Annotated in this window: 18 protein-coding genes; 9 read left to right on the forward strand and 9 right to left on the reverse strand. The window is 71.5% G+C overall.

Translation table 11 applies throughout. The features are described from left to right. The coding region (locus ABEB28_RS39195) for a DUF222 domain-containing protein (RefSeq protein WP_345733377.1) at positions 1-1,407 on the reverse strand (1,407 nt) is incomplete at its 3' end. 560 nt (positions 1,408-1,967) lie between these two features. Continuing rightward, positions 1,968-2,801, reverse strand: a complete 834-nt coding sequence (locus ABEB28_RS39200; RefSeq protein WP_345733378.1) for an AraC family transcriptional regulator — start codon at positions 2,799-2,801, stop codon at positions 1,968-1,970. A 64-nt stretch (positions 2,802-2,865) separates the two neighbouring features. Between ABEB28_RS39200 and ABEB28_RS39205 the strand changes: the two genes are divergently transcribed. After that, positions 2,866-3,243, forward strand: coding sequence for a VOC family protein (locus ABEB28_RS39205; RefSeq protein WP_345733379.1), 378 nt, complete (start codon positions 2,866-2,868; stop codon positions 3,241-3,243). Here ABEB28_RS39205 and ABEB28_RS39210 read toward each other — a convergent pair. Then, positions 3,222-5,063 carry a glycosyltransferase 87 family protein gene (locus ABEB28_RS39210; RefSeq protein WP_345733380.1) on the reverse strand — a complete coding sequence of 614 codons (1,842 nt, stop codon included), beginning with the start codon at positions 5,061-5,063 and terminating at the stop codon, positions 3,222-3,224. The two genes, ABEB28_RS39205 and ABEB28_RS39210, sit on opposite strands and share 22 nt — an antisense overlap. 255 nt (positions 5,064-5,318) lie before the next feature. Between ABEB28_RS39210 and zwf the strand changes: the two genes are divergently transcribed. Then, complete coding sequence (gene zwf / locus ABEB28_RS39215; protein ID WP_345733381.1) at positions 5,319-6,818, forward strand: glucose-6-phosphate dehydrogenase; 1,500 nt, start codon at positions 5,319-5,321, stop codon at positions 6,816-6,818. Between the two features lie 78 nt (positions 6,819-6,896). Here the strand turns inward: zwf and ABEB28_RS39220 are convergent, their stop codons facing one another. Beyond that, positions 6,897-7,394: a metallophosphoesterase family protein gene (locus ABEB28_RS39220; protein ID WP_345733382.1), complete on the reverse strand. Its 498-nt coding sequence runs from the start codon at positions 7,392-7,394 to the stop codon at positions 6,897-6,899. 17 nt (positions 7,395-7,411) lie between these two features. On the opposite strand from ABEB28_RS39220, the gene ABEB28_RS39225 reads away from it, so the two are divergent. Next, a complete protein-coding gene (locus tag ABEB28_RS39225; protein WP_345733383.1) occupies positions 7,412-8,341 on the forward strand; it encodes an NAD-dependent epimerase/dehydratase family protein in 930 nt (309 codons plus the stop codon). On the opposite strand, the gene ABEB28_RS39230 is transcribed toward ABEB28_RS39225, so the two are convergent. Continuing rightward, positions 8,311-8,763, reverse strand: a complete 453-nt coding sequence (locus ABEB28_RS39230; protein WP_345733384.1) for an SAM-dependent methyltransferase — start codon at positions 8,761-8,763, stop codon at positions 8,311-8,313. The two genes, ABEB28_RS39225 and ABEB28_RS39230, sit on opposite strands and share 31 nt — an antisense overlap. A 1-nt stretch (position 8,764) precedes the next feature. Here ABEB28_RS39230 and ABEB28_RS39235 point away from each other — a divergent pair, with 1 nt between their 5' ends. The 4 genes from ABEB28_RS39235 to ABEB28_RS39250 all read left to right on the forward strand — a co-directional run bounded on the left by ABEB28_RS39235 (position 8,765) and on the right by ABEB28_RS39250 (position 11,707). After that, a complete protein-coding gene (locus ABEB28_RS39235) occupies positions 8,765-9,370 on the forward strand; it encodes an NUDIX hydrolase (protein ID WP_345733385.1) in 606 nt (201 codons plus the stop codon). Between the two features lie 64 nt (positions 9,371-9,434). After that, positions 9,435-9,755 (forward strand): YciI family protein, encoded by a 321-nt coding sequence (locus ABEB28_RS39240; RefSeq protein WP_345733386.1) that lies wholly within the window; start codon positions 9,435-9,437, stop codon positions 9,753-9,755. Further along, positions 9,752-11,047, forward strand: coding sequence for an RNA polymerase sigma factor (locus tag ABEB28_RS39245; protein ID WP_345733387.1), 1,296 nt, complete (start codon positions 9,752-9,754; stop codon positions 11,045-11,047). The genes ABEB28_RS39240 and ABEB28_RS39245 overlap by 4 nt, the downstream gene beginning before the upstream one ends. Positions 11,048-11,098: 51 nt before the next feature. Next, positions 11,099-11,707 carry a maleylpyruvate isomerase family mycothiol-dependent enzyme gene (locus ABEB28_RS39250; RefSeq protein WP_345733388.1) on the forward strand — a complete coding sequence of 203 codons (609 nt, stop codon included), beginning with the start codon at positions 11,099-11,101 and terminating at the stop codon, positions 11,705-11,707. Between the two features lie 24 nt (positions 11,708-11,731). Here ABEB28_RS39250 and ABEB28_RS39255 read toward each other — a convergent pair whose 3' ends face one another. The 3 genes from ABEB28_RS39255 to ABEB28_RS39265 are packed head-to-tail and all read right to left on the reverse strand — an operon-like array spanning position 11,732 to position 14,570. Next, positions 11,732-12,445: a DUF1707 SHOCT-like domain-containing protein gene (locus ABEB28_RS39255; RefSeq protein ID WP_345733389.1), complete on the reverse strand. Its 714-nt coding sequence runs from the start codon at positions 12,443-12,445 to the stop codon at positions 11,732-11,734. 25 nt (positions 12,446-12,470) lie between these two features. Further along, the gene (gene dinB / locus ABEB28_RS39260) at positions 12,471-13,667 is read right to left on the reverse strand and encodes a DNA polymerase IV (protein WP_345733390.1); all 1,197 of its coding nucleotides are present in this window, start codon (positions 13,665-13,667) and stop codon (positions 12,471-12,473) included. Between the two features lie 30 nt (positions 13,668-13,697). Then, the gene (locus ABEB28_RS39265; protein WP_345733391.1) at positions 13,698-14,570 is read right to left on the reverse strand and encodes an LLM class flavin-dependent oxidoreductase; all 873 of its coding nucleotides are present in this window, start codon (positions 14,568-14,570) and stop codon (positions 13,698-13,700) included. Between the two features lie 197 nt (positions 14,571-14,767). On the opposite strand from ABEB28_RS39265, the gene ABEB28_RS39270 reads away from it, so the two are divergent. Together ABEB28_RS39270 and ABEB28_RS39275 are read left to right on the forward strand one after the other, a co-directional pair. Further along, a complete protein-coding gene (locus ABEB28_RS39270) occupies positions 14,768-15,229 on the forward strand; it encodes a hypothetical protein (protein WP_345733392.1) in 462 nt (153 codons plus the stop codon). 130 nt (positions 15,230-15,359) lie between these two features. Further along, positions 15,360-16,361: a hypothetical protein gene (locus ABEB28_RS39275; protein ID WP_345733393.1), complete on the forward strand. Its 1,002-nt coding sequence runs from the start codon at positions 15,360-15,362 to the stop codon at positions 16,359-16,361. On the opposite strand, the gene ABEB28_RS39280 is transcribed toward ABEB28_RS39275, so the two are convergent. Continuing rightward, positions 16,254-17,390 carry a TauD/TfdA family dioxygenase gene (locus ABEB28_RS39280; RefSeq protein ID WP_345733394.1) on the reverse strand — a complete coding sequence of 379 codons (1,137 nt, stop codon included), beginning with the start codon at positions 17,388-17,390 and terminating at the stop codon, positions 16,254-16,256. The genes ABEB28_RS39275 and ABEB28_RS39280 overlap by 108 nt on opposite strands. Positions 17,391-17,568: the final 178 nt, after the last annotated feature.

A 17,568-nucleotide genomic window follows, 5' to 3' on the forward strand; every position in this document is an offset into this window, starting at 1 on the left:
CACCCAACGGCTGCCGGGCACGTACCCGAAGCCGGAGGGGCCGCTACCCGGCGCGGCGGCATCGCCAGGCCCGCGACCGGTACGGACACCGCTCGCGCCATCACCACTCGCTGGACCGCTGGCCCGGCCGCCGCTCGGGCCATCACCACTCGCAGGACCGCCGGCCCGACCGCTGCTCGAGCCGCCACCTCTCGCAGGACCGTTGGGCCGAGCGGCGCTACCGTCGGCGCCGGTCGCGGATGTACTGATCTCCGCGCTGATCAGGCCGATGCCTGTCCGACCGCCGCTGGGCACCAGAACACCGCTCGTGCCGGTTTCCGGTCGGTCTGCATTGGTGGCGGCCGCGCCCAGCGCGGCGACCGCTGGCTCCGGTTGCGGGTCGAGGCGCCAGTCCGCGAGGGTCTCCCAGTCCCAGACCTCAGCGGAGTCCCATCCCACGTCGGCGTCACAGCCGATGTCGGCGTCGCAGCCGGGGTCGGCGCCTGAGGCGGCGCCCCAGTCTGCATCCGCGCTCCAGTTCGGGTCCGCGTCCCAGCCGTCGCCTGACGCGCGGTGGTCGTTCCAGCCGCCGTTCCGGTCGTCGCCTTCGCCGTCGGGCGCCGGATCCTCAGCGAGAACGCATCGGCCGGTAGCCGTGGTGCGCAGATCGTTGGCGTGAACCAGAACGGCTAGATGCGGCTGCTCGCCGCCGTTGGCCGGCAGCTCGCGGCTGTCCAGGATCCGCCGCACGAGTTCGGCGAGGGCGTCGTGGCGGCGCTCGGCCGCCGACCGCTCGTCATCGGGGTCGGGCTTGGGGAGCGTGGTGAGGATGGTCTGCAGCATCGCCCCGAACTCGGGCGAGAGGCAGCCCTTGAGATCCCAGATGCCACCGTAGGTCTGCGCCAAGAACAGCGCCCGCTCCGGGTCCGGCGGATCGTCGCGCTCCGGCACCAGGTAGGCCGCGATGCGCTTCGCGACGTGCCGCAGCTCTGACGAATTGAGCCGCTGGGTGTGCGGGAACAACAGTTCCTCGGCCTGCGGAACGAGTTCGGGCGCCGCTCTGCCGACCTTCCTGGCCAGCCATGCCGCCACAGCCGCGTGCCCGAGCGTGATCTCTCCCGCGCCCAACGCACCGGCGAACCGTGGCAGCTCCGGCATCGCCGCCGCGGTATCGACGAGAGTGCCCGCCTCGCCGGGCGCGAGCCGGAGCCTGCCCTGGATCCAGGACTTGGTCGACGCCGATCCGTCGTGGGAGACCGCGCCCCGCCGGTGCACGGCACCTGCGGTGGCCACCGCTGCCGCGTCCACGAGACAGCGCATTTCTTGCAGGTGGCGCATTCGATCGAGCAGCGCGGCATCCGAGAGCCCGCCGAGGTCTTCCCCGGCGAGCTCCCGCGTCACAGTGACACACTCGGAGATCGAACACATGTGCTAATTCTAGGGGCTGCCTAAGACAGAAGAGCGTTATCCACAGAGCTGCTTGAGCAGGCCGGTAGCGGTTTCGCAGTGCGCTGGGGACGCGTTCTCCGTGGGGATTGCAGGGAGGATCGAGGCCGGCGGCCATCGCAGGGTCCGGCAGGACCATCAGCGCGAATTCGCCGGGTCGATCACGGCCGTGAACTCGACGATGCGGCCGTCGGCGAGCGTGAACGCGAGGACCGCGAGAGCGACGTGCCGTCTCCGTCTCCGTCTCAGGAGATCACGTCGGGGCGACCGTTGGAGATCACCGTACGCCCTCGTGCTGCGCTGCCAGGCACTCGCGCGCGGGTGCCAGAGCGAGGCGACGGAATCCCAGCACCACGAACTCGCTCCGAGCAGAACGTCGTCGAGCCGTACGGCCAATTCAGGCACCTGGTCGCCGAACGAGACATCTGAACAGGTCCGGCGCGTCCGCAGGACATCGAGGCTGATGCGGCCGACCACGGGGCCCGCCAGCCGTCGAGGTTGGTTGGTGTTGGTGTCTTAGGCCGGAGAGACGCAGCCATGCCTCACCGGTCGAACCAGCGGGCCGGGGTACCTCCCAGCTCGGCGCGGAACGCCGCACTGAACGCGCTCGGCGTTGCGTACCCCACCCGCGCCGCCACGCTCGTGGCCGACTCGCCGGCGGCGAGCAGGCGGAGCGCCTCGAGCATGCGGTACCGGCGGCGCCACTGCCCGACGGACATGCCGGTCTCGGCGCGGAACACCCGCTCCAGGGCACGCCTGCTCGCGTTCGCGCGGCGCGCGAGCACGTCGACCGAGACGTCCAGGGCGGGGTCGGTTCGCAGCAAGGCTGCCACCGCGGCGGCCCGCGGGTCCCGCGGCACCGGGAGTCGCAGTGCCGTCTCGGGCAGGGTGGCCAGCTGATCGGCCAGCACGCCGACCAGTCGCGCACTGACCGGATCGGCCATCCGCAGTGGCGCCGAGCGCACCGCCTCCAGGATCAGCTCCCGAACCAGCGGCGACACGTCGACCACGCGACAGATCGGAGGGAGCAGCGCCAGCTCGCGCTGTAGGTACAGGGTGCGTAGCGTCGTCCGGCCGGAGAGCAGCAGCCGATGCGTCACGCCGGCCGGCACCCACGCCGCACGGTGCGGCGGAACCACCCAGGCTCCCACCGGCGTGTCGACGGTGAGGACGCCCTGGACCGCGTACACGAGCTGGTGCCACGCCGGGTCCTGCGGCAGCCGGACCGGCCCACCGGGATGGGACACCGCGTAACACCGAACGTCCGGCTCCGGGCCCTCCAGCTCCGGGCCCTCCCGCTCCGGGCCCTCCCGCTCCGGGCCCTCCAGCTCCGGCGGCTCCGGAGGCTCCGGAGGCTCCGCGCCCACGTGCCGCATACGCGACAGGCTACGCCGCACTATCGGCGGTGCGCAGCCGACGATCCCTCGTAGCGTTCGAGGCATGCCCACGCTCTCGCACCTCGCGATCAACGCCGACGACACCGCCGCCAGCCGCGCTTTCTACCGTGCGACGTTCGGGTGGCGCTTCACCGCCTGGGGGCCGCCCGGGTTCTACCGGATCCCCGCCGACGACCCGACCGGTCCCGGAGTCACCACCGCACTCCAACAGCGGCGCGACCTCCTCGACGGACCCACCACCGGGTTCGAGTGCACGATCGCGGTCGACGACCTCGCCGCCGTCGCGGACGCCGCCCGAGCGGCCGGCGGACGGACGCTGAGCGAGCCGACGACGATCGCGGGCGTCGGCCACCTCCTCTGGCTCGCCGACCCGTCCGGCAACGTCGTGGGCGCCATGAACTACGACGACGCCGCAGGCTGACGCGACGCACCCTCCGGCACGACGGCCTCCGGCCGGCCGCCAGCGGAGCGCCTGGAGTTTCGCACCAGCCACGGCAGGACGAGTACCGCGGCGACCGCGGTGAGCCCTTGGACGTCCACCACGAAATGCCAGAACACCGGGTGCGCGGTCTCGCCTCGCAGTCCGGCCGCGCCGATCGACGGCAGGCTGACCGTGAGCAGCACCGCCCAGCCGGCCGCGAGCACGTACCGCCCCGCGGCGACCACCGCCGACAGCGGCAGCACGAGCCAGACCAGGTGGTGGACCCAGGAGATCGGCGACACCGCGACCGACAGCGCCGCCAGCACGCCGATCGCGCCGAGCCGGTTCCCGTCCCGCTCCAGCCGCCACGCGCCGAACGTCCCCACCGCGACGAGCACCAGCGCGGACCCGAGCCAGAGCAGGGACACCGCGGAGTCGGGCAAGCCGGTCCGGAGCAACATCCCCCGGACCGACTGGTTGCCGACGACGTCGTTCGCGCCGAACCGGTCCGAGTCCCACAACGCGCGCCACAGGTACTCGGCGGCGCTGGGCCAGAGCAGCAGGAGGCCCGCGACCGTCGCACCGACCGCCGTGACCACCACCGTGAGGAACGTCCGCCGGCTCCGGGTGACGAGCAACCAGGGGACGAACACGGCCGGCGTGAGCTTCACCGCGATCGCGATACCCAGCCCGAGGCCGTGGCGTCGGTGGCGGTGCAGCAGGTCGGCGGCGACCAGCAGCACCAGGAAGAGCCCGACCTGGCCGAACCGCAGGTGGCTGCGGACCGGTGCCGACACCAGCAGCAGTGCCAGCGTGAGCGGCAGGCCGATCCGGGCGACCACCGGCCGCATCCCGAGCCGCGCGACCCCCACCAACGCAGCCAGCGAAGCCACCACCCAGAGCACCTGCAGCAGGCCCAGCGGTACCCGGGAGAGCGGTTCGCTCAGCACCGCGGCGAACGGCGGATAGGTGAACGGCATGTCGAACACGGTGCGGAATTCGTAGACGTCCGAGCCGGTGCCGGCCGTGCTCCCCGCGCCGTAGTAGACGAGCAGGTCCTTCATCCGGTCCCGGCCGGGCACCAGGAGGATCGGCACCAGCGGAACGAGCGCGGCGACGGCCGGCAGCACCCAGGCGCCCCGTGCGGTGGTGAGCCATCGACGGATTGCCGACCCCGCCGCGCTGCCCGCCGACGGCTCCTCCCGGGGCCGGTGGTCCGCCGACCTCCCGGCGGGCACCGCGGCGACCGCGGTCAGCACCACGGCACCCAGCGCCCACCCGACGACCACGTCGGTGAGCCAGTGCACTCCCAGGACGACGCGACTCAGCCCCACCGCTGCGCCCACCACCCCGACCAGCACGAACCGTCCCCGGCCGCGGAACTCGCGGGCGACCAGCCCCCAGCCCAGGACCGCCGCCAGCACGTGCCCGGAGGAGAACGACGTCTCGCCGCCCACCGGCCCCGGCCGCACCAGCGTCACGAACGTGACCGCTTCGACCGTCTGCGCGGCGGCCAGCACGACCAACGGCGCCACCGCACTCCGCCACGGGACACCGGACACCCTCCGCAGCAGCGCCAGCACCGCGAGCACCGGGTAGAGCACCGCGCCCGACCCGAGTTGGGTCACGATCCCGGCGATCTCCGAGCCCGGTGCCGCCAGCAACCGCCCGGCGGCTAGGTCGACGTCGAGCGGGTGGCCACCGGCCCACACCACCGGCACGACCACCGCGATCACCGCCAAGGCGCCGGCCAGGAACAGCGGGCCGGCGAGGAACGCGGCGGCGGGCGGCGTCCGCAGCGCGTCGGTATCAACTCGCATTCGTCGCAGCGTCGCACCCCAGCGCCACCAACGCGGTCGCCAACCCGACGGAGCGGTCGCATACTGGCCTCGGAGCCCCCATCTCCCCGCGGCAGAGTCGCCGCTGCCGCCGATCGCCGGATTCGGCACCGCATTCAACCGATGACGCCAGTCATCCGTAGTTCAGACGGAAATGGCAGGCTGTCCGTCGTCGTTATCGATTGCATCGATACAGACGACCGCCGAACGACGATTGCAGCACGAGAGGGACGGACGATGGAGATCGCCGCGCAGTACTCGGACGACCGGAGCGCGCCGCCGTCGACGCTGGTGATCTTCGGTGCGTCCGGGGATCTGACCAGGCGGAAGCTGATCCCGGCCGTCGCGAACCTGGCCAGGCACGGCCGGCTGCCGAAGGAGTTCGCGCTGGTCGGCGTCGCCCGCACGCCGATGAACGACGACGAGTTCCAGGCCTCGATCCTCGGCGGGAACGGCCTGGGTGACCTGCAGCAGCTCGCCGGCGGCGGCCTCCGGTACGTGTCCGGCGGCTACGACGACCCGGAGACGTACAAGAGCCTCGCGACGCTGCTCGACGAGCTCGACCACCAGCGCGGCACCCGCGGCAACCACCTGTTCTACCTGTCGACACCGCCGCAGGCGTTCTCGCCGATCATCAACGGGCTGGCCGGCGCCGGGCTGAACCGGCCGCGCGCCGAGGAAGGCTTCGCCCGGCTGGTGATCGAGAAGCCGTACGGCAGCGACCTGGCCAGCGCCCGCCAGCTCGACGCGACCGTGCACACCGCGTTCGAGGAGCAGCAGGTCTTCCGGATCGACCACTACCTGGGCAAGGACACCGTCCAGAACGTGCTCGCGCTGCGCTTCGCGAACTCGATCTTCCAGCCGATCTGGGACCGGTCCTGGGTCGACAGCGTGCAGATCACGGTCGCCGAGACGCTCGGCGTGGGCACCCGCGGCAGCTTCTACGAGACCGCCGGTGCGATGCGCGACATCGTGCAGAACCACGTGCTGCAGGTGCTGGCGCTGGCGCTGATGGAGCCGCCGGCCTCGTTCGGCGCCGAGGCGCTGCGCAACGAGAAGGTGAAGCTGCTGCAGGCGATCCGGCTGCCCACCGATCGGGACGTCGCCGACGTCGCGGTCAGGGGCCAGTACACCCGCGGCGGTACCCGCGAGGAGCTGATGCCCGGGTACCGCGAGGAGCCGGGCGTCGACCCGCTGTCCCGCACCGAGACATACGCGGCGCTGCGGCTCGACGTCGACAACTGGCGGTGGGCCGGCGTCCCGTTCTACGTCCGGACCGGCAAGCGGCTCCCGGCGCGGGTCACCGAAGTGGCGCTGCAGTTCCAGCGGCCGCCGCACCTGCCGATCCCGGGGAACCAGCTCACCGAACTGGAGGCCGACGCGCTGATCCTGCGCATCCAGCCGAACGAAGGCATCTCGCTGCGGTTCGGCGCGAAGGTGCCCGGTCACTCGTTCCGGGTGCGGACGGCGAGCATGGAGTTCTCGTACGACCAGACGTTCCGGGAGGAGTCGCCGGAAGCGTACGAGCGGCTGATCCTGGACGCGCTGCTCGGTGACGCGACGCTGTTCATCCGCACCGACGAGGTCGAGCAGTGCTGGCGGATCGTCGACCCGATCATCGAGCACTGGGCGAACGACACCAGCCCGATCCCGACCTACGAGGCCGCGTCCTGGGGCCCGACCGACGCCGACCGCCTGATCGGTCGCCACGGCCGCACCTGGCGCACCCCGAACTGAGGTCGTTTGCGGGGAAGTCAACGTCACCCGCGTGCCGGGCGCGTTGACTGCTCGGCAAACCGTCGTCGGGCCCAGCGCTCAGCGCTCGATGCGGTGGAACTCGACGTCGGTCAGTGCGCCGGCGTGCACGGACGCCGTCAGGTAGGTGGCGTACGGCTGCCGGCGCCGGTCGGTCGGCGACCCGGGGTTGAGCAGCCGCAGACCGGTCGGGGCCGTGGTGTCCCAGGGGATGTGCGAGTGGCCGAACACCAGCACGTCGGTGTCCGGGAACCGCGCCACGCAGCGCCGTTCCCGGCCACCGGCGGCCCCGGTCTCGTGCACGACCGCGACCCGGAGCCCGTCCAACTCGGCTCGGGCGATCTCCGGCAACCGGGCGCGCAGCGCCGGCCCATCGTTGTTCCCGTAGACGCCGATCAGGCGGGCGCTGCGCGCCTCGAGCACGTCCAGCAGAGCGACGTCGACCCAATCGCCCGCATGAATCACGACGTCAGCCGACGCGACGTCCGCCCACAGCGGCGCCGGGAGGTCCCGGGCGCGTTTCGGCACGTGGGTATCGGCCATGATCACCAGGCGCATGCCAGAGGAGTAGCACGATGAGGACATTGGTAACCGGCGCCCGCGGCAAGGTCGGCGCCGCGGCGGTCGAGGCACTCGTCGCCGCCGGACACGACGTCACCGCGACCGACCTCGCGCCGCCGAGCTTCGACCGTCCGGCGCCGGACGCGCCGGTGACCGCGAAGGTCCCGTACGTCCAGGCCGATCTGACGTCTCCCGGGGACGTGTACGCGTTGATCGGCGGCATCAGCGCCGGCGAGGGGACGAAGGCGGGCCGCTACGACGCAGTGGTCCACGCCGGGGCCATCCCGGCGCCCGGCCAGCATGCTCCGGCCACCGTGTTCCAGAACAACCTCGGCGGCCTGTTCAACGTCGTCGAGGCGTGCGTCCGCTGGGACGTGCCCCGGTTGGTGAACATCTCCAGCGAGACGGTCACCGGCTTCCACTTCGCCGAGCGTCCCTGGTACCCGGCATACCTCCCGCTCGACGAGGAGCACCCCGCCGCGCCGCAGGATCCGTACGGGCTGGCCAAGCACTTCGGCGAGCTGCTCTGCGACGCCGCTGTCCGGCGCTCGGACCTGAAGGTGCTCTCGCTCCGGCCGACCTGGGTGCAGAACGCCGCCAGCTACCCGCTGAACCTCGGGCCGATCGTCGCCGACCCGAACGTTCCGTCCCTCACCGGCTGGTCATACGTGGACGCCGCCGACCTCGGGGACGCGATCGTGCGGGCCGCGGAGTCCGACGTCCCCGGGCACGAGGTGGTCTACCTCGCGGCCGCGGACACCGTCGGCGGCCGCGACCTGCATGCGTCCTGGCGCGCGGCGTACCCGGATGCCCCCACCGACCTGCGTCCGGTCGCCCGTCCGGACGCCAGCGGCATCGACTGCACGAAGGCGAAGCGGCTGCTGGGCTGGGAGCCGCGCCGGAGCTGGCGCGACTACCTGGACGCCGACGGACGACCGCGGTGACTCAGGGCTTGCGAGCCACGGCGCCGTAACACCGAGGCGCGCTCGCCGGGCTCCTCCGAGCTGACCCGGTCGAGCGCGTCCGGACGCCACCGATGAGTCAGCGTCACGCCGGGCTCGACCAGCTCCAGACCGTCGAAGAACCGGGTGATCTCGTCCTTGCTGCGCGTCCGGAGCTTCATGCCCTGCGCCTTGTACATCGCCTCGGTCTTCTTCGTCTCCTCCGGCTGGAACTCACCGGTCAGGTGCGACATCGCGAGGTAGGAGCCGGACGGCAGTGCGTCCACGAGCCGGCTGACGACCCCGTACGCGTCGTCGGGTTCGTCGAGGAAGTGGCCGATCGCGAACAGCAGCAGGCCGATCGGGCGGACCGTCCACATCGACTCGCCCGGCAGCCCGGCCACCGCCGAGTAGGGTGCAGTCATCATGGGTGGGGAGATCGAGCTGAGCGCGTTGGTCGCCAACGTCCGGGCATTCCGCCCCACCACACTCCCGACCGCGGGGCTGCGGCACGCGGCGGTCGCGCTCGCGGTAGCCCGCAGCGGCCCGACGCTGGGTATCTGGCTCACCCGCCGGAACTCGGGTCTGCGCGCGCACCCCGGGCAGCTCGCCCTTCCGGGCGGCCGGCTCGACCCGGGTGAGGACGCGGTGGACGCCGCGCTCCGCGAGCTCGGCGAGGAGTTGGGCGTACCGGCGACCCGGTCGGCGTACGTCGGCGCGCTGGACGACTACACGACGCGGTCGGGTTACGTGATCACCCCGATCGTGTTCGCGATCGGCGACGCCCCGCCGCTGGCTCCCAACCCGGCGGAGGTCGCCGAGGTCTACACGATTCCGCTGGCCGACGTCGACGTCGAGCCGCGGTACCTCCGGATCCCCGAGTCCGACCAGCCAGTGATTCAGCTACCGCTGGTGGGAACGTACGTCCACGCGCCGACCGCCGCGGTCATCTACCAGTTCCGCGAGGTGGCGCTGCACGGGCGCGCGACCCCGGTGGCCCATCTCGAACAGCCGGTCTGGGCCTGGAGCTGAGCCGGTCCTTGCGCGCAGACGCCGTTCGTCGGTGAAGTGGACACACACCGACTTCGGAGGACGGATGAAATACGTACTGCTCATCTGCGGCGACGAGACCGCCGCGGAGCACGCGAACGACGGCTGCGGCGGCTGGGACAGCGAGATGACCGAGCGGGGTGTCCTCTACGGGGGCGCCGGCCTGCGGCCGCCGACGGACGCGACGACGATCCGCGTGCGGGACGGCGAGACGCTGCTGACCGACGGGCCGTTCGCGGAGACCCGGGAGCAGATCGGTGGAATCTGCCTGATCGAGTGCGCCGACCTGGACGAGGCGATCGAGATCGCCGGCAAGCACCCCGCCGCGACGTACGGCTCGATCGAGGTACGGCCACTGCTCCCATGAGACCCGACGCCACGACTTCGGACGCGACGACTTCGGACGCGACGCCGGCCGACGCCACTGTGGCCGCCGCCGTGGACGAGGCGTTCCGGACCGACTGGGGGCAGATCGTCGCCACGTTGATCCGGATCACCGGTGACTGGGACCTCGCCGAGGAGGCCACCCAGGACGCGTTCGCCCAGGCGCTCGCGAAGTGGCCGCGGGACGGCGTCCCCCGGCGGCCCGGCGCCTGGCTCACCACCGCCGCCCGGAACCGGGCCCTCGACCGGCTGCGCCGCGACGCGGTCGGCGCCGCCAAACTCCGGGAGCTCGCCGTGCACCCACCGATCCCGTCCGACCAGCACGACATCACCGACGACCGCCTCCGACTGATCTTCACCTGCTGCCACCCGGCGCTGGCCCTGGACGCGCAGGTGGCGCTGACGCTACGGACGCTCGCCGGGCTGAGCGTCGCCGAGATCGCGCGTGCGTTCCTGGTCTCGGAGTCGACGCTCGCCAAGCGCCTGGTCCGGGCGAAGAAGAAGATCCGGCACGCCGGCATCCCCTATCGGGTGCCGCCAGCCCATCTACTGCCGGAGCGGACACCCGCCGTGCTCGCGGTCCTGTACCTGCTGTTCAGCGAGGGTTACGCGGCCACAACCGGCGCCGAGCTGGTGCGGCGTCCGCTGACCACCGAGGCGGTCCGGCTGGCCCGCCTGCTGCACCGGCTGATGCCGGACGAGCCGGAGGCCGCCGGCCTGCTGGCGCTGATGTTGTTCCACGGGTCGCGGTTCGCGACCCGGGTCGTCGACGGCGAACTCGTCCCGCTCGAAGAGCAGGACCGCAGCCGGTGGGACGCCGCCGCGATCGCCGAGGCCGAGACCTTGCTCGACGCCGCCCTGCGCCGCAGCCGCTCGGGCTCGCTGGCCCGACCCGGGCCGTACCAGGTGCAGGCGGCGATCGCCGCGTGCCACGCGACCGCGCCGACCGCCGCGGACACCGACTGGCGGCAGATCGCGGTGCTCTACGGGACGCTGCGGGAGGTGACACCGTCCCCGGTCGTCGCGCTGAACCAGGCGGTGGCGGTGGGCATGGCGTACGGGCCGGAGGTCGGGCTGGCGCTCACCGACGGGCTGCGGGACGAGCTGGCCGGATATCCGCTGCTGCCCGCTGTCCGCGCCGACCTGCTCCGACGCCTCGGCCGCACGTCCGAGGCCGCGGACGCCTACCGCGAGGCGATCGAGCGAGCGGCCACCGAACCCGAGCGCCGGTACCTGCGGCGTCGTCTGTCCTCGTTGCCTCTCTTGTCCTCGTGACGGGATCCCGTTCGTCGGTGGAGTGATCACCGCACTCCGGAAGGGAACCCGATGGACGACATCCGCGCCGCGATCGCGGCCCAGCGCCTCCAGCTCGCCGACACGCTCGCCGCCCTGCCCGAGGAGCGCTGGGATGCTCCGACGCTCTGCGCCGGCTGGCGGGTCCGCGAGGTGATCGCCCACGTCACGATGGCGTTCCGCTACTCCCCCGCCCAGTTCTTCTGGCACTTCGCGCTGGCCCGTGGCAACTTCAACCGCCTCGCCGACCGGTGCGCCCGGGCGGACGCGGCCGCGCTGACCGCCGAGGAGCTGACCGCGTCGGTCCGGAACAACGTCCACCACCCGTGGAAGCCGCCGGGCGGTGGGTACGCGGGGGCGCTCACCCACGACACCGTGCACGCGCTCGACATCGCGGTGCCGCTCGGCCTCGACTGGCCGGTCCCGGAGGCGACGCTGCGGGCCGTGCTGGACGGCTGGTCGGTCGAGCGCGGTCAGAAGTTCTTCGGCGTCGATCTGACCGGCATCCGGCTCTGCGCGGACGACCTGGACTGGACGCTCGGCGACGGCGAGCCGCTCCGCGGGAAGGGCACCGACCTGCTGCTGTTCCTCTGCGGCCGCACGCTACCGCCCGGCCGTCTCCGCGGCGCCGCCATCCGGTGACGCCCGGTCAGCCGTCGGGTGCGTTCAGTCGGTCAACTCGTCGTGGGCGCGCTTCTCCGCCTTGAGTCGCTTGCGCTCCAGCCGCCGACGCTCGGCCTCGGCCTTGGTGGGCCGCCGTTTCACGCCGACGCCGGCCCAGAACGCCAGCCCGGTGACGACGATGACCGGCGCACCAGGATCGCCCGGTCCGGACGCCCTATCGTCGAAGCCACCCATGATGCCGAGGCCGGTGACCTGCACGGTCGCGTTCTCCGGCACGATGACGTCGATGCCGGCCATGATCGCGACCGCCCGGATCGTCACCGTGCCCTCGGTGAACACCGCTTCCCGCAGGTCGACGGTGCCGCCACCCCAGAACGCCAGGCACTCGAACTTCCGCGGCACGGTCCACCGACCGCTGCGCTTGAAGCCGCTCATGATCGCCACGGCGCTCTTCGAGGGCGGCAACGTGACCCCGTGGGACTGCGGCGGCGCGGGCACGAACTCGGCTCGGGCCGCCGGCAGGTCTCTGGTCAGCGGCTGCAACTCCGCGTAGGTCCGGGCGGCGTAGACCTGGGCGAGCCGGCCGTCGAGTTCGTCCAGGTCGATGCGGCCCTCGGCGGCGGCCTCGTGCAGCGCCGCCGCCACCCGCTCGCGATCGGCGTTCGACGCCCGGAGTTCGCCGGCTACGGGCAGGCCGGACGGCACGGGCTCCGGGAGCGAGTCCGGGAGCGGCGAAGGTTCCGGGAGCGTGGCCACGCTTCGAGGATAGGCCCGGACGTCATCAGTCCGGGAGAAGGGGAACGGAGAATCCCTCGCCCCGGCCGAGCAACGCCGCCCGGGTCACCGCCGCGGAGCCGAACCGCTCGCGGACCGCGTCGAGCGCGGAGTCCAGGCCACCGTCGTCCGGGTGGTCGAGCGGCAGCAGCAGCTGCTCGCCGGTGCCGTCGAGGTTCCCCACCGCCACGCCGATCAACGTGATGCCGCGCTCGGTGATGAGCGGCAGCGCGGCGGCGAGCAAGTCGCGGGCGGCGTCGAGCAGCACGGTCGTGGCGGAACTGGGCCGGGCGAGCGTGTGCGAGCGGGTGACCCGGGAGTAGTCCTCGAAGCGCAGCCGCAGCGTCACCGTGCGGCCGGCGCGACCGGCCGCACGCATCCGGCGGCTGACCCGGTCGACCAGACCCGCGAGCGTCGCCTCCAGCTCGGGAACCGGGTGCGGACCGCGCCCGACCGCCCGCTGGGCCCCCATCGACCGCCGTCGCCGCCCCACCACGACCGGACGCGGGTCCCGGTTGTGCGCGAGCGCGTGCAGGTGGCGGCCGGCCGCTTGGCCGAGCACGGAGGTCAGGTAGGCCTCGCCGAGCCGGGCCACCTGCCCGACCGTGGTGATCCGCCGTTTCCGCAGCTTGGTCGCGGTCACCGTGCCGACGCCCCAGAGCCGCTCGACCGGCAGCCGGTGCAGGAAGTCCAGCTCGGTCTCGGGCGGCACGACCAGCAGACCGTCCGGCTTGGCGACGCCGCTCGCGACCTTCGCGAGGAACTTCGTCCTGGCGACGCCGACGGTGATCGCCAAGCCGACCCGCGCCAGGACCTCCGAGCGCAGCCGCACCGCGATGTCGACGGGCTCACCGCTCACTTTCCGCAAACCGCCGACGTCGAGGAACGCCTCGTCGATCGAGATGCCCTCGACGAGCGGCGTGGTGTCGCGAAAGACCTCGAAGACGGCTTTGCTCGCCGCGCTGTACGCGCCCATCCGGGGCGGCACGACGATCGCCTGCGGACACAGCGCCCGCGCCATCCGGCCGCCCATCGCGGTGCGAACGCCACAGGCCTTCGCCTCGTAACTGGCGGCGAGCACGACCCCGCCGCCGACGATCACCGGGCGGCCGCGCAGACGTGGATCGTCCCGCTGCTCGACCGAGGCGTAGAACGCGTCGAGATCAGCGTGCAGGATCGTCGCCCGTGCGGGCTGCCCAGCCACCCGGCAATCATCGCACAGATGATCGAAAAACTACCTGACGCGTGGTCGGACCTCGTTGGCGACGAACCGGATGAAGCCTTCGAGGTCGGGCTCGTCGGCGGTCGGCGTGAACACCAGGGCGTCGGCGCCCGCCTCGACGTAGCGGGCGGTGCCCTCCACGAACGCGTCGACGTCGCCCGCGACACCGAGGTCGGCCCCGGGGTCGTGGCCCCACGCCTCGTTCTCCCGGCGCAGGCGTTCAGCGGCGTTCGGACCGGTCGCCGCGGACGTGAAGACCACGACGCGGTGCGGGTCGGTGCGGCCGGCCGCCACCCGCCCCTCCTCGATCACGCCGCACGCCCACCGCACCCGCTCCGGCGTGTTCTGGCCGTCCAGGATCGTGCCGTCGGCGGTCTCCCCCGCCAGCCGCAGCGTCTTCGGGCCGACCGCGCCGACGAGGATGCCGGGCGGCTGCGCCGGTGGCCAGTCGAGCTTTACCTTGTCGAGCGTCACGTACCGCCCGGCGACACTCAGCTCCTCGCCGCGCAGCAGCGTCCGCATCGCGTTCACATGTTCGCGGAGCAGGGTCATCGGCGAGGACACCCGCGCGCCCACCTGACCCATCCAGTCCTGGACGCCGTGCCCGACGCCCGGCAGGAAGCGGCCGGGGAACATCCGCTCCAGGGTCGCGATCTCCATCGACGCCAGCGCCACGTTCCGGAACGGCACCGGCAGCAGGCCGATCCCGACCCGCAGCCGCTCGGTGGACGCCAGCGCCGCGGCCGCGGCCGCGATGCCGCTCTCCCAGAAACAGTCTTCCCAGAGCCAGAGCTCTTCCAGGCCGGCGTCGTCGGCCGCTCTCGCCACGGCGCGAAGCCGCTCCGGAGGGACTTGGGGACGAAATACGACGCCGAGTGAAGTCATGCGCCGTTCCTACCGATCCGCGTCCACACAAGCAAGGCAGTTGATATCCGCGGACGGTCTACGCATTTGCCACCGACCACACCCGGCAAGCCCGGTTTCGTCGCGGGGGGAACACTCGACGGGTCGGGCGACGGACGGTCGAACATCCTCTTCGGCTGCACGCTGAGGCGAACGCCGTTCCGGTCGCAGGAGGAGCCATGACCGCCCAGCACTACCCGTCGTCCGCCCTCGCGGTGGCGTTGACCGCGCCCTACCGCCGGCCGACGCGCACCGATCGCCTCCGCGAGCGCCTCACCCGGCTTCGACGCTCCACGGCCACACCCCGCCGGGTCGTCCTGGCCGCGCTCCTCGTGACCCTGCAGGCGACCGTGTTCCTACTGGGCGCCGTACGGCACGCCGCGGAGCGCGACCCGGGCACGGCCATCGCGCTCGGGATCGGACTGGCCGGTGCAGCGCTGGTCGCGTACGGGCTGTCCCGTGGCAACCGGGTCGCGTACGTCATGACGCTCTCGTACGCCACGGTGACCGTGCTGCTCTCGGCCGTCGACGCACACCGACCCGCGCTCGGCGCGCTGCTCCTGCTGGGGTTGCTGACGACGACGCGGCCCCGACGCTTCTTCACCGTCGCCAAGGCCGTATCGGACGACGAAAAGCGATGAGCGGATTCGCCTCCTAACGCAAGGCCTCCGCCCCTCCCCGTGCCGATCGTCCCGAAAGAACGCTGCGCCGCTGCGACTATCGCTACTGTGAAGTAAGACAACGAACACGTAGAGATACGGCGGGGACGACGTGGCCGCAACCCTCGACGCTGATACTCCCCGCACCCTCACGTTCGCCCGACGACTCGGTTGGTCAGCACTCTCCGGGTTCGTCGCATTCGCCGGTTCAGCGCTACTCGACGACGCACTGAAGGTCTCGATCGCTGATCAGCTCGTGCTGACGGTCCTCGCCGGCGGGGTGACGCTACTCGTCCAGTACCTCGCCGAGTTCGAACGACGGCTCAGCCAGTCCGCGGCCTATCAACGAGCAATCCTCACTGAGTTACATTCGGCCATTGCCGAGGGGTTCGCCGGGGTGAGCGACGCTACCGCGCTGGTCGAGCACCTCGAGCGCTCAGCAATACCCAAGGAGCCGCTGCGGCAGGCGATCTGGCGCACCGGCCTGATCACCACGTCCACCAAGCCACTGGTGCGCGCCATCGCCTGCAGCGAACTCGAACGCGTATCCGACGTGCTTCAGTCGCTCGCCGACGGACACGAGGTCTTTTACGAGGGCGAGGACCGGGAGCTGCTCCTCGCGCTCACCCGACGTGCGACCAAGTCGATTCTCGCCACCAGCTGGGCGACCGTCAGCACGCACGGGCTCGGATTCGAGGCCGGCTTCTGGATGAACGATCTGGGCGGCCGCTACCTGGACCTGCAGCGCACGGCGATTCGGCGTGGCGTCACGATCAAGCGGCTCTTCATCTACGAGACCCCCGACCTCATCAACAGTGACGTTCACAAACGCATCATCGCCATGCACTTCAATGCGGGGATCGAGGTGAAGGTTCTCGGAGCGGGTCCGATCCCCCCGGATGGATCGATCTCCGACTTCGTTCTGTTCGACGACGAGGTCTCGTACGACACAACACCGGTGACACGCGGCGAGGCATCGTCGGCCCCGTGGCTGCTCACGACTCGCCTAGTGCTCAGCGACGAGGTCGTGCACGACCGCATCGTGCGGTTCCAGGGACTGTGGGACGCGGCCACGCATCCCGGCCGGCCCCCCAGCTACCCGTCCGGTACCTGAGCGGACGCTCTCCGGGAGGAGCGCTCGTCCCTGGGGGCCGGTGCGACATCCTTCCGACTTTCGCAAGTCGGCCGTGATGTTCACGGAGCGCAGCCACCGGTCATGGCCGTCGTATCGCGCTTCGAACGGTCGTCGGCCATGCACCGCTCGCAGGTTGTCGATGACCAGCACCTCGCCCGCTTCCAGAACGACGTCCTGAAGGTTCTCGTCGAACGCGTCGATTAGGGCGGCCAACGCCTTCCCGGCGTCTGCATTGGCCAAGTCGCGGCTCATGAACGCGGGATCGATCCGGACGAACGGGGACTCGCGGTCGCCGCTCAACACCGAAATGGTCTTCAGTCCGAGTTCGTTCGCGTCGACGCTGTGCGAGGAATCCGGCGAGATCAGGAACTCATGCCGAAACAAAACATCAGACCCTCGAGCGTCCACGGGCACGTCGCGAATCCGGGCGAAGCTGGTCGCCGCGGCCTGGGGATTCCGCAGGCACATCAGAAGGAGCCAATCGGCCCGAAAGTCGTGGTACGCGTCTTCGTTGTGCCAGGCCAACCCACCTGACGAGCTCGACGCGAGCTGCGTCTCCTCGTTGCCGTGCAGCGGACAGATATCCAGGATCAGACGGCCTTCCTGGACTCCGACGTGCGAGAACGGGTCACCGAGAAGCGACCCCAGCAGCAGCAGGATTGCATCCACGCGCCGGAGTTCGGCGCTCTCGCTCTGCCAGGGAATCTGCAGGGGGGTTGGGCCCAACGCCGCGTCATCGAGCGGAATGCCCGCTAGGACAAATCCGCCGACGCCACTTCTGCCGATCTTGAAATCAATGAAGCGCTGTCGGATCTCCCAGGGGAGCTCGTGCCCCAGTAGTACGACCTGATCGAGGCACGGTTCCGGACCAGGATGCGGCGCGCTAGCGACGAGTCGATCGGCGGCTGCCCGGAGGGCTGCCGCTTCGTCCGCCCGCAACTCGTACCGGTCTATCGGCCGGACCCGTGGCGCGATCCGGCCGCTCGGAGACTTCGCCTGAGTTCGCATCGTCCTAGGTTCTTGAGCGAGCCGGTGACCCGGATCGCGCGTTCGGACGCACTGCACCAGCCGACGCGCACACCCTAACCTGTCCACGCTCGTGGTTCCGGGTGGGGGTAAGTAGCGGCGTGGCGGTGACCAGGCGCCGGCGCTCCGGATTGGGCCCGGAAACGGCGAAGAGCCGTCA

It is taken from the genome of Cryptosporangium minutisporangium, assembly GCF_039536245.1.
In the GTDB taxonomy this organism is placed as follows: domain Bacteria; phylum Actinomycetota; class Actinomycetes; order Mycobacteriales; family Cryptosporangiaceae; genus Cryptosporangium; species Cryptosporangium minutisporangium.

Excerpts from the sequence above, each read along its gene's own strand:
- ABEB28_RS39235 (WP_345733385.1), top strand. The coding sequence starts at position 8,765 with ATGGGTGGGGAGATCGAGCTGAGCGCGTTGGTCGCCAACGTCCGGGCA.
- ABEB28_RS39210 (WP_345733380.1), bottom strand. The coding sequence starts at position 5,063 with ATGCGAGTTGATACCGACGCGCTGCGGACGCCGCCCGCCGCCGCGTTC.
- zwf (WP_345733381.1), top strand. The coding sequence starts at position 5,319 with ATGGAGATCGCCGCGCAGTACTCGGACGACCGGAGCGCGCCGCCGTCG.
- ABEB28_RS39225 (WP_345733383.1), top strand. The coding sequence starts at position 7,412 with ATGAGGACATTGGTAACCGGCGCCCGCGGCAAGGTCGGCGCCGCGGCG.
- ABEB28_RS39265 (WP_345733391.1), bottom strand. The coding sequence starts at position 14,570 with ATGACTTCACTCGGCGTCGTATTTCGTCCCCAAGTCCCTCCGGAGCGG.
- ABEB28_RS39205 (WP_345733379.1), top strand. The coding sequence starts at position 2,866 with ATGCCCACGCTCTCGCACCTCGCGATCAACGCCGACGACACCGCCGCC.
- ABEB28_RS39250 (WP_345733388.1), top strand. The coding sequence starts at position 11,099 with ATGGACGACATCCGCGCCGCGATCGCGGCCCAGCGCCTCCAGCTCGCC.
- ABEB28_RS39220 (WP_345733382.1), bottom strand. The coding sequence starts at position 7,394 with ATGCGCCTGGTGATCATGGCCGATACCCACGTGCCGAAACGCGCCCGG.
- ABEB28_RS39200 (WP_345733378.1), bottom strand. The coding sequence starts at position 2,801 with ATGCGGCACGTGGGCGCGGAGCCTCCGGAGCCTCCGGAGCCGCCGGAG.
- ABEB28_RS39280 (WP_345733394.1), bottom strand. The coding sequence starts at position 17,390 with ATGCGAACTCAGGCGAAGTCTCCGAGCGGCCGGATCGCGCCACGGGTC.
- ABEB28_RS39270 (WP_345733392.1), top strand. The coding sequence starts at position 14,768 with ATGACCGCCCAGCACTACCCGTCGTCCGCCCTCGCGGTGGCGTTGACC.
- ABEB28_RS39240 (WP_345733386.1), top strand. The coding sequence starts at position 9,435 with ATGAAATACGTACTGCTCATCTGCGGCGACGAGACCGCCGCGGAGCAC.
- ABEB28_RS39245 (WP_345733387.1), top strand. The coding sequence starts at position 9,752 with ATGAGACCCGACGCCACGACTTCGGACGCGACGACTTCGGACGCGACG.
- ABEB28_RS39230 (WP_345733384.1), bottom strand. The coding sequence starts at position 8,763 with ATGACTGCACCCTACTCGGCGGTGGCCGGGCTGCCGGGCGAGTCGATG.